Here is a 14,876-nt window from a genome sequence, read left to right on the forward strand (position 1 = left end):
CAAGAGACACATCAGATTTGCAATCACTCGCCTCGGCGTGACTTTGGGATCGCGCTCAGAAACTGCGACAACCAGACTGCACGCGCACAAATCCTGCAAGCTCGAAGACGACGAGGCTGTCGTAGAAGAGTATGCCAGCGCGCGGTAGCAGATTGAAATACGCAACTATTGCGTTTGATGTCCCGTCGCTTGATTCTCTCGCGATCGAAGGCCGCTGGTGTCGGCCGTGGAGTTGTCATGACAGCGGCTTTGGTCATCGCGCGAGTTGCACGCATTGTAAGGCTCACCAGCAGAGTTTCGGGCAAGTACAATACACAATGTCCCCCGGCCGACCGTCGCTCGAGCGAATTCGTCAGAGGTCCAGCTGGTTCGCGCTTGGTCAAGTGTTCGGGCTCCTTGAGCGCGCGGGTTGCTTCACCTGATCCGCTAATCTCGACCGGCGGCCTCTCCGCGTCCTCGGATGCCGCTCGTTCTCTGCGCGAGCGCGCAAGAAGCAGCCAGATAGCGTAGCCGAGCCAACACACCCCTTGAACTGCGCATGCCATCCCGCGCCTGGAGAATTCATGTCTTCTGCAATCCGAACGCTTCATCTTGGGCTTAATCTTCACGGCGCGGGCGGACACGCCGCAGCATGGCGTTGGCCGAGCACCAATCCGAGCGCTTTCTTTGACATCGAGCATTATCTTCGGGCAGCGAAGGTGGCCGAGCGCGGCTTGCTCGACGCGGTGTTTCTTGCAGATACCCCGGCAATATCTTGGGATATTACCCGCCGACCGCCACTCAACGGGCTTGAACCTACGCTTGTTCTCACGGTAATCGCACGTGAGACGAAACACATCGGACTGATTGCAACCGCGTCGACGACGTACAATGAGCCGTACAACCTGGCGCGTCGTTTCCAATCACTTGATGTCATTAGCGGCGGCCGCGCCGCCTGGAATGCTGTCACGACCTCCAGCCCCGCGACGGTCGGCAATTTCGGTGGGCGCGAGCTCGGTCGCGAGGAGCGCTACAAGCGCGCCGAAGACTTCGTCGAAACGGTCCGTGGGCTATGGCTGAGCTGGGGAGATGGAACAATCGTCGGGGATCAGACATCTGGAATCTACGCCAATCCCCACTTTCGACTGCTCGACCCCAACACCAATATCTTTAGCGTCCGCGGTCCGCTCACGCACCCCGGTTCGCGACAAGTGCACCCGATCATTGTTCAAGCGGGAGGCTCGGACGACGGATTGCGGCTTGCCGCGCGCAGCGCCGATCTGGTGTTCGCTGCTGCAGGCGACCTGGAGACAGCGCTGCGCGAGGCCGGACGCCTGCGTGCGCTGTCGCATCAACTCGGCCGGCGGACGGCGCCGATCATACTGCCGGGCCTGGTCACCTTCGTTGGCGGCACGGAAGAGGAGGCGTATCGCCGCAAGAGAGCGATCGACGAATTACTCGATCTGCCCGGCGCGCTTGTCGCTTTGGCGCGAGGCATCAATGTGGCGCCCGAAAAGCTCAGCCTTGACAAACCCATTCCCGAGGAACTGCTGCCCGATCCAAATGATGTCCCATTTTCGGTCGGTCATCACCGCACCATCGAAAGCTTGGCACGCCAAGGCCGGACAGTTAGGGAGATCATAAGCAGCGTTCAAGGTTTCGGCCATCGCGTGATCGCGGGCGCACCGGAACAGATCGCCGATTCGATCGAGGCATGGTACCGCGCCGGCGCAGTTGATGGCTTCAACATCATCCCAGATGTGTTGGAGGATGGTGCGCCCGCCTTCATCGATCATGTCGTTCCAATACTGCAGCGCCGCGGACTGTTTCGCACCGAGTATCGGGAAGAAAGCTTGCGTGACCGTTTTGGCCTTGCGCTCCCAGGGGGCGTTCCGTCGCAAGAGCGGGCGACGGCCTGATCGCCCGTCTGCCTCGCGGTTTCACTATCAGTAGCTTGGAGTTCGATATGTCTCTGTCCGACACACAATCATCTGCGCTTCTCGCGGGCCAGCCACACGCTTACAGAAAGCAAAAGGCAGCAGCCATTGCAATAACGCTCTCCACGCTCTCGCAGATCGCCTATGCGCCCAGCACTTTTGCTCAGGACGGTTCGAGCGACAGTACGAGGCGCGGCGGCATTATTCGATATGGCCACTTTCAGGAGCCGCCTTGCTTGTTCGGAGGATGGGTCCAGCAGTGGTATCTACAGCGGCAATATAGCGACAATCTAGTCGCCCGGACGAAGGACGGGGAGATTGTGCCATGGCTGGCTACATCATGGACCATCTCCGACGACAAGAAAGTGTACACGTTTCAGATCAAGCCGAACGTGAAATTCACCGACGGGACACCGCTCGATGCACAGGCAGTCGCCGACAACATCAATGGCTGGCTCAGCACCAATCCGGACCTCCGCAATCCGACGGCCGCTCCTTACCTCAGCGACAACTTTGAATCGGCAGCGGCAATCGCGCCCGCGACACTTCGACTAACGCTAAAGGCGCCGTTCCAGCCGTTGCTCAATGTTCTGGCCCAGTCGTCCCAGGGCATTCTGTCGCCAACGGCGCTCAAGCGTGGACTTGCGGTGAACTGCGAGAACCCGGTCGGATCGGGTCCATTCATCGTCCAGAAGTGGAATCGGGGAAAAGAGGTTATATTCCGCCGCAATCCCGACTACAACTCCGCGCCGGCAACAGCCAAGCACCAGGGACCGGCTTACGTTGACGGGATCCAGTGGAAGTTCTTCCCCGATCAGACCGTTCGGTATGGCTCTCTGCTAACCGGGGAATCTGATGCAGCTTACGACGTTCCAGCCGTCGCTTGGAAAGATGCGAACTCGCGCTTCACTGTCTTGCGGCACATTACGGGTGGCACGCCCCTGCGCTTGGCGTTGTATACGGCTCGCTCGCCTTTTGACGATCTGCTCGTTCGCCAGGCGTTTGCCTATGCCGCCGACCGAAAAGCCGCGGTCGAGTCCTCGTTCCTGGGCTCCTTGCCGTTTGAAGGCAATGGCGCGCTAAGCCAAAGCTCGCCCGAATATATTAGCGAGCTTGCCCCGTCATACAGGTATGACGTCGGCAAAGCCAATCAGCTCCTGGATCAGGCGGGTTGGACCGAGCGTGACAGCAGGGGCGTTCGCCTCAAGCATGGCAAGCCGCTCGTCGTACGCATCTCCTATTCGAGTTCGTTCTTGAAGCCCGACGGTGAGCAGGCCGTGCAGGTGATCCAACAGCAGGCAAAGGCTGCCGGCTTCGACGTGCGGCTTCAGCCAACGAACCAGGCCGATTTCTTCGCCGGGAAAAATCTCGGTCCGAACGATTACGAGGTCGTCCTTCTCTACTGGGTTGCTCCCGGCGCTGAAATCTTCCGCATCTCCTGGAAGCCTGACCTTAATGGTGAGCTCAATCGCTTCAATCCCTCACGCTACCAGGACCGGGCACTGTGGGACATTATTCAGAAGGCCGAAAAACACTTCGACAATGCTGAGCGAACCGCGCTCTATCAGGAAGCAGAGCGCAAGATCGTCGCTGACGCTCCTGTCGTGGGGTTCGCAGTCCTGGACGTCACTCTAGCTGTGCAAGCACATCTAAAGGACATTTGGCTCGACCGCGGCTCCGTCGGCGAGCCGGTCTTCTATGATAGCTATTTCGACAAGAAATCCGCCCCGTGAAAGTCGCAGCCCGCAGACGGGCCGTGTGGTTCGCACATCGCATCCTGTCCGCCGCAGCGACCGTATGGGCTGCGGCAACATTCACCTTCCTTGTCCAATGTCTGCTGCCAGGTGACCGCGCCCAGATCATTCTCAACGTCGTCAGCGGCAATGTAGGGGCGGCCCCTCGACAAGAGCTTGCGGCAATCAACGCAAAATATGGCTTCGACCAGCCGATTTTCTTGCAATACGCGAAATACATCTCCGGGATTTTGCAGGGGGACCTTGGCCAATCCTACCACCAGCACCGGCCAGTGACAGCCATCATTGCCGAACAGATTGGGCCAACCGTCCTCCTTGCGGTCGCCGCGCTCTTAACCGCGTGGGTGATCACTATTCTGACCACAGTTTTTGCAGCCGGGAGAGATAATTTCTGGGCAAAGCTGCTGAGCGGGATGCAGGTTCTGTTGGCGACCGTGCCGCCTTACTGGCTAGCCACCATCCTGCTCGTCGTCTTTGCCGTACAGCTTCGCATCTTTCCTGTGGTGGGAGGAAATTCGGCGATCGGCCTCATTCTTCCGACCCTGGCGCTGGCGTTGGAACTGTCTGGGCTCTTCGGGCAAGTCGTTACGAGTGAGTTCACGCGTTTGCTCGAGTTGCCCTTTGTAACTTCGGCGCGAACGCGAGGCATGGGCGATCTCGGTGTGCGGTTTCGTCATGTCCTGCGCCATGCAGCTTTGCCAGCAATCACCTTGTCAGGCTGGGCGTTCGGTAAGCTTCTGTCCGGTGCCGTTTTAATTGAGGCCGTCTTTGCCCGACAGGGACTTGGCGGCGTCCTGGTCGCCGCTACAGCCACGCGCGACGTTCCCGTCGTCTCCGGCGTCATTCTGGTCTCCGCTGGCCTGTTTGTCATTGTCAGCGTGACCGTCGATTTCGCCTACAGTATCGTTGACCCAAGGATCAAATTGGCATGACTTGCTCTGCCGCGCTACCAGACGTCCTCAAATCTCGCTATTGGAGGGAAGCACTTTCAACGGCACAGGCAATTCCTTTGCGGGTTTGCTTGGCCATAACCATCGTTACGTTCTTCTTAACAGCGGCGGCCGCGCCCTGGCTGCTACAGACCCATGATCCGCTGGCGATTGACCTGGCGTCCTCACTACAGGCCCCCTCGCCAAGCCACTGGCTGGGGACTGATCAGTCCGGTCGCGATTTATACTCCCGCATTGTTGAAGGGGCAGGGCAGTCCCTGACCATTGGTCTTGGCGCGACCGCGTTGAGCGTGTCAATTGCACTCGTTCTGGGGTTCGCCGCCGGTCTTTGCGGCGGAGCCATCGATAATGTTCTCAGCCGTTTGCTCGACGCACTCTTCGCGCTACCGGTGCTTTTCCTTGCGCTTCTGTTCGTGGCCGTTTTCGGCACGACTGTGCTGACGTTGGTCATCGCGGTCGGGATCGGAACAACCCCGGGTTATGCCCGGATGATCAGGGGGAAGGTCCTGTCTGTTAAGGGCGCAGGATATGTGGAGGCAGCCAAGGCGCTTGGACACCCGTATTGGCGTATCGTGCGAAGGCACATCCTCCCCAATGCCATGAACCCGTTGACCGCGATGATCACGCTTGGCGTCGGCCAAGCCATCATCTGGGCATCGGGCGTTGCGTTTCTGGGACTCGGTGTTCCCCCTCCAGCCCCTGAATGGGGGGCGCTCCTGAATGCTGGCCGCAACTACGTGATCTATGCGTGGTGGCTCGAGATCATGCCGGGTCTGGCAGTGGTGATCTTTGCTCTCAGCGTGACGGTGATCGGACGTTATCTGCAGAACCGCCTCGAAGGAAAGGGCTGACATGTTGCATGTTCTTCCCCCCCAGCCTCCTCAGCCAAGTCTTCTCAACGTAGATTCGCTGCGCGTGTCATTCGGACGCGACAATCCAAACGGCACGGCCGTGCGTGGCGTGTCGTTCTCGCTTCGATCGGGGCGTTGCCTCGCGATCGTCGGCGAATCCGGCTCCGGCAAGAGCGTAACCGCGCGCGCTCTCGTCGGGCTTGCGGGCCATGGGGCACATGTTCATGCGCACGAGATGAACTTCACAGGGACAGACCTGACTGACCTCAATGAACGTTCATGGCGGCTCATCCGGGGCAAGAAGATCGGCTTCGTGCTGCAGGACGCCCTTCTCTCGCTCGATCCACTCCGTCAGGTCGGCAGAGAAATCGGCGAGGGCCTCCTTCTCCATCGTGCTGTCCACTCCCGTGAGGAACTCAAACGCCGCGTGGTTGAGCTGCTCGAACTCGTTGGGGTTCCTGAGCCTGAGATCAAAGCCCGGCAGCTGCCGCATCAATTGTCCGGTGGCCAACGCCAGCGAGCCCTCATTGCGTCGGCGCTCGCACTCGATCCAGACCTCTTGATCGCCGATGAGCCAACCACCGCGCTCGACGTGACCGTGCAGGCACAGGTGCTGGCGCTGCTGGAGGAAACCAAGGCACGGGGCAAGGCTCTGATCCTGATCAGCCATGACCTGGCGGTGGTCTCGCGCATGGCGGATGATGTTCTGGTCATGCGCGAAGGCGAGGTCGTCGAGCGTGGACCAGCTGCGCAGATCTTCGGCGACCCGCAACACGATTACACCTCGCAGCTCCTGAACGCGGTACCCTCGGGACGTCCCCGCGGCTCCCGTTTGTCGTCCACGGCGATTGCACGCCTACCCAAGTCTCTGAGCCCGCTGCAACAACCACACTCGCCTAAATCCACTGCAATCATCCTCAGTGCGACCAATCTTGTGAAGCGATTCAACGGCCCTGATGGCGTCCCGCGGACGGTGGTTGACGGCGTGTCCTTCGAGCTTCGGTCAGGCGAAACGCTGGGCCTTGTGGGGGAATCAGGATCAGGTAAATCCACCACAGCCCGCCTGGCGATGGCTCTGGATACTCCCGACGAGGGAGCCGTTCTGTTCCAGGGAGAGGCGTGGAGCGAAATCGCCGAACGCAAGCGTAGGGCGCGACGCCGCTCGATCTCCGTGATCTATCAAGATCCGCTCAGCTCCTTTGATCCACGCTGGACCGTCGGCCGCATCATATCTGACAGCCTCCTTGATGTGGACACCGGGTCGGAGCGTCGCCTGCGCATTATTGAGCTGCTCGAGTCGGTGGGCCTATCGCCAGCATTCCTGGATCGCCGGCCGCTGGAGCTCTCGGGCGGCCAGCGCCAACGCGTCGCGATCGCGCGTGCGATCGCGCCAAAGCCAGCCGTGATCGTCTGCGATGAACCGGTTTCCGCTCTGGATGTCTCGATCCAGGCGCAGGTGCTCGACCTGCTCGGGGATCTCAAGGCGCAGCTCGGTATGAGCTATCTCTTCATCTCGCACGATCTCGGCGTGATTCGCCATCTCAGCGACCGGGTCATGGTCATGCGCCATGGACGCGTCGTCGAGAGTGGCGATACGGATGAGGTTTTCCTCAATCCACGGGCGGACTATACCAAGCGTCTGATTGCTGCGGTACCTCGCCTCGTCCGACCTGTCGCAAGCGATCGCTCGTCTAGCCTCGTCAGCGGAGAGGTCGCATGAATGCGCCAGTACTTTCGGTTAGGTTTAGCGTGGATCGAGGACCAATATACTGCCCGCCGAGACCGATGTCCCGCCAATCCCATCGGGGCTGCCGATACCTCTTGCCCGCAAACGGATCGGAGGATCCGTCTCAACCAATAGACGAGACCGCTCCTGATATGGTCGAGCCGGCTCATTGAAGGCGAGTATGCGCGCGGTCCAAGCCGCACAAGCTTCTCTAGAGTCTATGTTGCTTGCTGATTGCCGCCATGCACGACGATCTCTCCGGGAATCTCACGACTTCTCCACCTGTGACGGGATGGAGTAGGTGCAGATTCATTTGAGCGCTTTCTCCTGACAGGATTGCCGTGCAGGGCGGCGACCGCTTCAACGCGAATATTGCTGCGCCCATATCTCTTGGCTGCACTAACGCCCATCACATCGCCGCTTGGATCGCGCTCCAGAAGCCGTATATCGTATACGGCAACGGAGCACCGATCGCGATGCTCGCCCTGTGCGCCTTAGTGCTGTTCGTCTCGAACTGGGGTACAAACGCAGCCATCACAGCGCTCGCCAGGCTGTTGTCGTCAACCGGGGCCCATTCCAAACTCCGCTTCTTCCAATCGATACTTCCCAATCGCCCGATTTTTTGACTTACCCAACCTTACCCAATCCGAGCCTCAAAGGCCGCTTTCGTTAGATGCGCGAAGATTAGCCTCGGCAACGCCGCGGCCGCTTGAAGAGGAGGGGGCGCGTGGTTTGCGGGCCAAAGAGCCCATCGGAGGGAATCATGCCAAGGACGCTCGCCGCTTTGCGCGGCCATACGGCTAGTTTTGCACAAAAAGCTCTCATCTGCTCCACGCTTTTGGCCGGAACGGCCATGGCGTTTTCCCAAGCTAAGGCGGAGGACATCAACTGGCGCCAGTTCGAAGGCACGTCGATCGTCTGGGCCTACGACATTCATCCGTATGCCGACGCGGTCGCGGCCCAGTTGCCGGAATTCGAGAAACTCACCGGCATCAAGGTGACGCCCGAACTGTATCCCGACGATGCCTATTGGAATAAGCTGACCATCCAGCTCAGTACAAAATCCCGCAGCTGGGACGTGGTGGGTACGGGCATTCAACCGGCCTGGGATCTCGCACCGGGCCAGTTGCTCGAGCCGCTCGATCAGTATCTGAACGACGCTAAGCTCACGGCAGCGGGCTACGACTACAAGGATTTCTTCCCTGCATTGCGGGATGCGCTGACCTGGAAAGTCAAGGAAGGCCAAATCGAGCCAGGAAGCGGGCAGGTGTGGGCGATCCCGCATGGCTTTGAGAACATCCAGCTGTTCTACCGTAAGGACATACTTGAAAAATACGGCATTGGGGTCCCAACGACTCCGCCAGAGATGTCCGCCGCCTGCGAAAAGCTGAAGGCTGCGGATCCCGCCATCACCCCTTTGGGCGTGCGCGGCGTGCGCTTTTGGAGCAGCATCCACACAGCTGCCATCTCGATTGCCAGGTCCTATGGCGTGCATGATTTCGTCGTCCAGGACGGCAAGTTGGAGACAGGGCTGGATTCGCCCGAGTCGATCGCCTTCCACAAAGACTATGTGGACATGATCAAGAAATGCGCGGCGCCGTCCTTTGCCAATGACAACTGGTACCAGGTCGTTGATGGCATCAATTCAGGGCGCACCGCGATGGCGATTGATTCTAATATGTTCGGGTTTTGGAACGACGTGGCTGGCAAGCCCGCGTCCGGCAAAATCGCGTTCGCACCCCCATTGCACGCACCGACTAGCAAGAACTTCGAGTCGAATATCTGGATCTGGTCGCTTGCGATGAACGCTGCGTCCCAGAAAAAAGGAGGCGCCTGGCTGTTCATCCAATGGGCGACATCGAAGCAAGTCGAGCTGAACGGCGCCATCGCCGGCAAGCTCGTCAACTCTCCGCGCGCCTCGACCTGGAGCGACAAGGCCTGGCTCGACTATGCGGCAAAGCCAGAGTTCAACAATTTCGTAGACACGTTTAAAACCGTGCAGGAACGGGCGCAACTCGCCTTCACAGCCCGCGTAGGCTTTGCCGAAGCAATGAACGCATGGGCCGTAGCCATGCAGAAAATGGTCAACGGAGCCGACGTGAAGGCGACGCTGGCCGCCCTTGCCTCGGAAATCCGTTCGTCAATGTGAAACAAATGGGGCGGCGAGCTCATCGCCGCCCCATGCATTTTAGAGATAGACCGAGATGGACCTTCGAGGATCCGACGGGCTCGTGACGCTGCAGTCTTCAGCCAGCCCACTTGTTGCGTCAAACGATAAGGCGGTCACGCGCGCCGAGCAGTCGCATCTTGACTGGTGGAGCATCGCAGCCATAGCGCCAGCGATCACCATATTGCTCGGCTTTCTTTTTCTGTTCTTCTATGGCGTCTTTCAGTCGCTGACGGATCTCAAGTTCGGTCGGCCGCTGGTCCACTTCGTCGGCCTCAACAACTATGCAGCGCTGATCAAGTCGGATGATTTCTGGAACAGCATTCGGGCCACTCTTGTCTACGCCGGATCGGCGGTGGTTGCGGAGGCTGCCTTCGGTCTTGCACTTGCAAAATTGTTCGCGACAGAAGTCATCGTTGCACGGCTGATGCGGCCGGTCATCCTCTTGCCCCTCGTGCTGCCTCCGATGAGCGTAGCGCTCATGTGGACGACGATGATGGACCCGCAAAGCGGGATCCTTAACTATCTGCTCTCGCTTGCAGGAATCGCCCGTTTTGCATGGATTTCAGATCCCAACACCGCAATGTTCTCGCTCGTCCTGATTGACGTCTGGACCTACACGCCATTCTTTGCGCTGATCATTTTCGCAGGCCTTCAGGGTATCAATGAAGAAGTGAGGGAGGCCGCGCGTGTCAATGGCGCAAAAGGGTGGGCAACCTTTGTGCATATCGAGTTGCCGCTGATCGCTCCCTACATTCTGATCGCGGCTGTGTTTCGGCTGATCGAATCGCTCAATCAGTTCGACATCATCTTTGGCACTACGCAAGGCGGGCCTGGAGATAGCACCTCCGTTCTTTCCGTGCGCGCCTACATTGTCGCATTCCAGAATCTCGCCTTCGGGCGTGGTGCAGCCCTCATGGTCGTCAACTGGATGATCGTGCTGGTGGGAACGTTCGCCATGGTCAAGCTGTGGCGCGTCGTGCGGCAGCGCGTCAGCTGAGGGCCAACGTATGCGACTGAGACGCGCCACCTCCGTCAATTTGATCCTCAACCTGCTCGTCGGCATTTGCGCATTGATCCTGGCCTTCCCGCTTGTCTGGATCGTGATGATGTCGCTCAAGCAGCAGGCAGAGGTCATGACCTGGCCGCCGACCTTCCTGTTCTCGCCGACATTGGAAAACTTTCGCGTCTTGTTTGACGTCGCCCAAGCCGGAGCAACCAGCTACGGCACTATCAAGATCGATTTCCTGACCCCGATCACGAACAGCGTTGTCATAGCGCTTGGCTCTGTCATCGTGTCCCTGCTCGTGGGGGTCCCTGCCGGCTACGTGCTGGCAAGACGGGACATACCCCTCAAAGAAGACATTGCCTTCTTCATTCTGGGGTTCCGCTTTGCCCCGGTCCTACTGGTCGTCATCCCCCTGTTCAGCGTTTTCCAAACGATTGGCCTGTATGACACCTATATCGGCATGATCTGGGTCTACCAGGTCGTCACACTGCCGATGATCGTTTGGCTGAGCCGCTCCTATATCGAAGATATCCCAAAGGACATCGAAGAGGCGGCTGCCATGGATGGCGCCAAGCCGGTCAGGGTCGTGTTGCATATCGTGCTGCCGCTTTTGAAACCTGGTCTGATTGGGGCCTCTCTGCTCATCTTCCTGCTCGCGTGGCACAATTTTGCCCTCGGCCTGATCCTCTCTTCGACCAAGGCGCCGGTAACCGTCGCTCTGCTCAAGCTGCTAAACCCGGGCGTGCAATTCTATCCCGTCATGGCGGCAGGATTGGTCGTGACGATGATCATTCCCGTGATCCTGATCGTCATCGGCCAGCGCCACCTGGAGCGTGGCCTTACCTTTGGTGCTGTAAAATGAGTGCCAGGCCGTTGATGTTCTTCGGAACGACAAACCTCGATCTCTGCTTCAATGTCGAGCGGCTGCCAACGCCAGGTGAAAGCCTGATGGGAACGCTGACCCGTCACCCGGGAGGGAAAGGCGCCAATCAGGCTGTCGCCGCGGCTCGGCTTGGCTTGAGACCGCACTTTTACACGCGCCTTGGCGATGATGATGCGGGTCATTGGCTCCTGCAGTCCCTGACAGAGGCCGGCGTTTGCGCCGACGCGATCGAAATCGCGCCGGGCGAAGTCTCCGGCTCGGCTCTGGTCATGGTCGGTGACGACGGCACTAACATGATTGTCATAGATCCCGGCGCCAACCTAAACGTCACGCCGCAGATGATTGAGAACGCCGCGGAATTCATTCAGCACAATGCGATCGTGGTCGCCGAAATGGGTATGCCGGTCGGAGCGCTCAACAGGCTCTTCGAGCTGAAGCGGGACAAGGGCTTCGAGCTGATCTTCAATCCGGCGCCAGTGAGGTCCGGGCTTCCGTCGACAGCGTGGAGCTGTGTCGATTTCGTCACACCGAACCAGACAGAGGCTTTTGAGCTGACAGGTATCGAGGTCGACGACTTTGAAGGTGCCGCCCACGCTGCGTCCAAGCTTCTTGATCTCGGGCCAGGTGCCGCGCTGATCACCCTCGGGGCACAGGGCGCCTATTATGCTGATAAGACCCGCTCTTTTGCCCTGCGAGCCTTTCCCGTGAGAGCGGTCGATACTACCGCCGCAGGCGATGCCTTCAACGGAGCATTCGCCGCATCACTGGCCGAACGGCTGCCCTTGAGAGAAGCGGTCAGGAAAGCGCTGGCGGTAGCCGCGCTCTGTGTGACTAGACGCGGCGCGCAAAGCTCCATGCCGAGCGCCGAGACCGTTGACGAGTTTCTGAAATCCCAAACGATCCTGGAGTTGGAATGACCGAACAGTTCTCAGTTTCAAACAGAACGGTGCTCGTGACCGGTGCCGGGGGCGGCATCGGGTCTGCCATCGTGAATGCGTTTCGATCTGGTGGAGCGAATGTCCTTGCCACCGATGCCAACCTGGAAACTCTCAGGAGCACTCTGGCAAGCCTGCCCCATGGCAACGGCGTACTACCGATGGCGATGGATGTCGCAAGTGAGGACGATGTTAATAGGGTTCTGGACGCGGTCGCCAAGCACTTTGGCCGGCTCGATGTGCTGGTTAACAATGCGGGCGTCAAATCTGCCCAACCGCTCCTGAATGGCGATGCGGACAAAATCGAGCGGACCATCCAGATCAACTCGGTCGCGGTCCTGCGCTGCTCAAAGCTCGCGATCGAGCGCTTCATGAAGGACAAAGGGGGCCGGATCGTCAATATCGGATCCTCGCTATCGTCCCAAGGTGCAGTCTTTAACTACCAGGCGGGCGGCGCCGACTATTGTTTGTCGAAAGCAATTGTTCACGACCTCACCAAGCTGCTCGCCTATGAATGTGCCCCACACAAGATCAATGTGAATGCCATTGCGCCCGGGATCATCGATACACCGATGCATGGGCGCCCGCGCGAGGAAACCGAGGCACGTCACGGGGGCCGTATCCCGCTCGGACGGGTCGGCGTGCCGGAGGATATCGCAGGTCTTGCTGTTTTTCTTGCAAGTCCTGCAGCTTCCTACATGACCGGGCAGATCGTACACGTGAATGGCGGGATGCTGATGAATGGCTAGTGTCGCTTCTCCCCCCATTTGGCCGCCAGTGGACGGTATCATTTCGGATCTCGACGGCGTCGTCTACCGCGGCAACGCGGCTATCGTCGATTCCGTGGAGGCATTTGGACGGTGGCAGGCAGCCGGATTGCCCATCTGCTTCGTGACGAACAACTCGACGCACACGCCAGCAGATGTCGTCAGAAAACTGGAAGGCCTTGGGCTTGTTATTGCGCCGAAGGACGTGGTCACCAGCGCCATCACCGCCGCCGAGCTCATCCGCGCTACATACCCGAAGTTTGGGCGTATATTCGTCATCGGCGCGCCATCCCTTACGAAAGCCATGACAGACGCGGGGCTCGAGGTGACGGATCGAAAGCCCGACGCCGTGGTCATGGGGCTCGATCGACAAATTACGCATGAGAAGCTGCGGATTGCGGTCGACGCGATCCTAAATGGAGCAGCCTTTATTGGCACCAACCCCGACCTCCTGTTGCCGACGGCAGGTGGATTCGAGCCCGGGGCAGGAGCTACGATCGCCGCCGTGGCTGCCGCCACGAAAGTGGAGCCTTTGATTGTTGGTAAGCCGGAGCCGCATATGATCGAGACTGCACTTTCCCGCCTGGGCACGGTACGCAGCGCCACCTTGATGATCGGAGACCAGATTCAGACTGATATTCAGGCTGGCAAGAGAGCAGGGCTTCCGACCGTGCTGGTCACGACCGGCGTGCCGCCCCGAGATGATCCCTCACTGGTATCGCCCGATTTCATCGTGTCCAGCCTGTCTGAGGTTGGGATAGCCCGAGCCACCATTGGAAGCCAGCGACCGAGGAGAGCGTGATGGCCGATGTTCGCCTGGAAGGTATCAATAAGGCCTATGGGACGATCCAAATCCTGCGGAATGTCGACCTGATCATTGAACATGGCGAATTCGTCGTGTTCGTTGGACCATCGGGTTCAGGCAAGTCGACACTGCTCCGAATGATCGGAGGGCTCGAGCGTATCAGCGGCGGGCGGCTCTTGATCGACAATGAAGTCGTCAATGACGTTGATGCCGCCGACCGAAACATCGGCATGGTGTTTCAGAGCTACGCACTCTATCCGCACATGACCGTGCGCGAGAACCTTGCCTTCCCCCTGCGTATGGCCAAAGTTCCGAAGGCCGGGATTAAGGCCAGGGTCACCGAGACTGCATCACTCTTGCAGATCGGTCATCTGCTGGAACGCAAGCCTCGGCAACTTTCAGGCGGACAAAGGCAGCGCGTCGCTATCGGGCGTGCCATTGTACGCGAACCCAAAGTGTTCCTGTTCGACGAGCCGCTGTCGAATCTCGATACTGAGTTGCGGGTGCAGATGCGGGTGCAGATTGCCAAGTTACACAAGCAGCTTGGCAACACCATGATCTACGTGACCCACGATCAGGTTGAGGCAATGACAATGGCCGACAAGATCGTCGTACTCAAGGACGGCAATATCGAGCAAGTGGGCAGTCCGCACGACCTCTATCACAATCCGGCATCTCGCTTTGTCGCCGGGTTCATCGGATCGCCTAAGATGAATTTTCTCAGCGGCCACATCGAATCAGCGCACGCGACGGGCATGGGCGTCAAGCTCGATGCAGGCGCGACAATCCTCGTTCCCGTCCAGCCGAACCAATCGCTTGTCGGCAAGCCGATCACGGTCGGAATTCGCCCCGATGATTTCTCTCCATCCGCGGCGGAGAAGACCGATATTGGGATCGAGATCGACGTCGATTTCGTCGAGCATCTTGGCAGCGTCACCTACATCTACGGCAATGCTGGCAGAGAATCGATGGTTGCCAAGGCACCGAACGCGGCGGCGCCCAGTAGGTCCGGCAAGGTTCGTCTTGCGGCTTCGCCGGCGGACTGCCACCTCTTCATGATGAACGGAAATGCGCTGCGACGGTTGCATGCGCCGGCAAATTGGAGCTAGCCTT

The 14,876-nt window shown here is 59.1% G+C and carries 13 protein-coding genes; all 13 read left to right on the forward strand.

Annotated elements, in window-relative coordinates:
* Positions 1 to 563: 563 nt before the first annotated feature.
* Entirely contained in the window at positions 564 to 1,898 is a 1,335-nt protein-coding gene (locus IVB54_RS40785) for an NtaA/DmoA family FMN-dependent monooxygenase (RefSeq protein ID WP_247478068.1), read from the forward strand.
* 47 nt (positions 1,899 to 1,945) lie between these two features.
* Complete coding sequence (locus IVB54_RS40790; RefSeq protein ID WP_247369511.1) at positions 1,946 to 3,649, forward strand: ABC transporter substrate-binding protein; 1,704 nt, start codon at positions 1,946 to 1,948, stop codon at positions 3,647 to 3,649.
* On the forward strand, positions 3,646 to 4,602 hold the full coding sequence (locus tag IVB54_RS40795) for an ABC transporter permease (RefSeq protein WP_247376991.1): 957 nt from the start codon (positions 3,646 to 3,648) through the stop codon (positions 4,600 to 4,602). The genes IVB54_RS40790 and IVB54_RS40795 overlap by 4 nt, the downstream gene beginning before the upstream one ends.
* Before the next feature lie 89 nt (positions 4,603 to 4,691).
* On the forward strand, positions 4,692 to 5,471 hold the full coding sequence (locus IVB54_RS40800; protein WP_247478071.1) for an ABC transporter permease: 780 nt from the start codon (positions 4,692 to 4,694) through the stop codon (positions 5,469 to 5,471).
* Position 5,472: 1 nt separating this feature from the next.
* Positions 5,473 to 7,191: an ABC transporter ATP-binding protein gene (locus IVB54_RS40805; protein WP_247371507.1), complete on the forward strand. Its 1,719-nt coding sequence runs from the start codon at positions 5,473 to 5,475 to the stop codon at positions 7,189 to 7,191.
* Positions 7,192 to 7,538: 347 nt separating this feature from the next.
* On the forward strand, positions 7,539 to 7,823 hold the full coding sequence (locus IVB54_RS40810) for a hypothetical protein (protein WP_247369503.1): 285 nt from the start codon (positions 7,539 to 7,541) through the stop codon (positions 7,821 to 7,823).
* 137 nt (positions 7,824 to 7,960) lie between these two features.
* The gene (locus IVB54_RS40815; RefSeq protein ID WP_247478073.1) at positions 7,961 to 9,346 is read left to right on the forward strand and encodes a sugar ABC transporter substrate-binding protein; all 1,386 of its coding nucleotides are present in this window, start codon (positions 7,961 to 7,963) and stop codon (positions 9,344 to 9,346) included.
* A gap of 82 nt (positions 9,347 to 9,428) precedes the next feature.
* Positions 9,429 to 10,364 carry a sugar ABC transporter permease gene (locus IVB54_RS40820; protein WP_247369499.1) on the forward strand — a complete coding sequence of 312 codons (936 nt, stop codon included), beginning with the start codon at positions 9,429 to 9,431 and terminating at the stop codon, positions 10,362 to 10,364.
* Positions 10,365 to 10,374: 10 nt separating this feature from the next.
* Positions 10,375 to 11,235 carry a carbohydrate ABC transporter permease gene (locus IVB54_RS40825; protein ID WP_247369497.1) on the forward strand — a complete coding sequence of 287 codons (861 nt, stop codon included), beginning with the start codon at positions 10,375 to 10,377 and terminating at the stop codon, positions 11,233 to 11,235.
* The gene (locus IVB54_RS40830) at positions 11,232 to 12,173 is read left to right on the forward strand and encodes a ribokinase (protein WP_247777610.1); all 942 of its coding nucleotides are present in this window, start codon (positions 11,232 to 11,234) and stop codon (positions 12,171 to 12,173) included. The genes IVB54_RS40825 and IVB54_RS40830 overlap by 4 nt, the downstream gene beginning before the upstream one ends.
* The gene (locus IVB54_RS40835; protein ID WP_026233437.1) at positions 12,170 to 12,940 is read left to right on the forward strand and encodes an SDR family oxidoreductase; all 771 of its coding nucleotides are present in this window, start codon (positions 12,170 to 12,172) and stop codon (positions 12,938 to 12,940) included. The genes IVB54_RS40830 and IVB54_RS40835 overlap by 4 nt, the downstream gene beginning before the upstream one ends.
* Entirely contained in the window at positions 12,933 to 13,760 is an 828-nt protein-coding gene (locus IVB54_RS40840) for an HAD-IIA family hydrolase (protein WP_247440355.1), read from the forward strand. The genes IVB54_RS40835 and IVB54_RS40840 overlap by 8 nt, the downstream gene beginning before the upstream one ends.
* A complete protein-coding gene (gene ugpC, locus IVB54_RS40845; RefSeq protein WP_247337842.1) occupies positions 13,760 to 14,872 on the forward strand; it encodes a sn-glycerol-3-phosphate ABC transporter ATP-binding protein UgpC in 1,113 nt (370 codons plus the stop codon). The genes IVB54_RS40840 and ugpC overlap by 1 nt, the downstream gene beginning before the upstream one ends.
* The last annotated feature ends 4 nt before the right edge of the window (positions 14,873 to 14,876 follow it).

Origin of the sequence: Bradyrhizobium sp. CW1, assembly GCF_023100665.1 — a bacterium.
Taxonomy (GTDB): domain Bacteria; phylum Pseudomonadota; class Alphaproteobacteria; order Rhizobiales; family Xanthobacteraceae; genus Bradyrhizobium; species Bradyrhizobium canariense_D.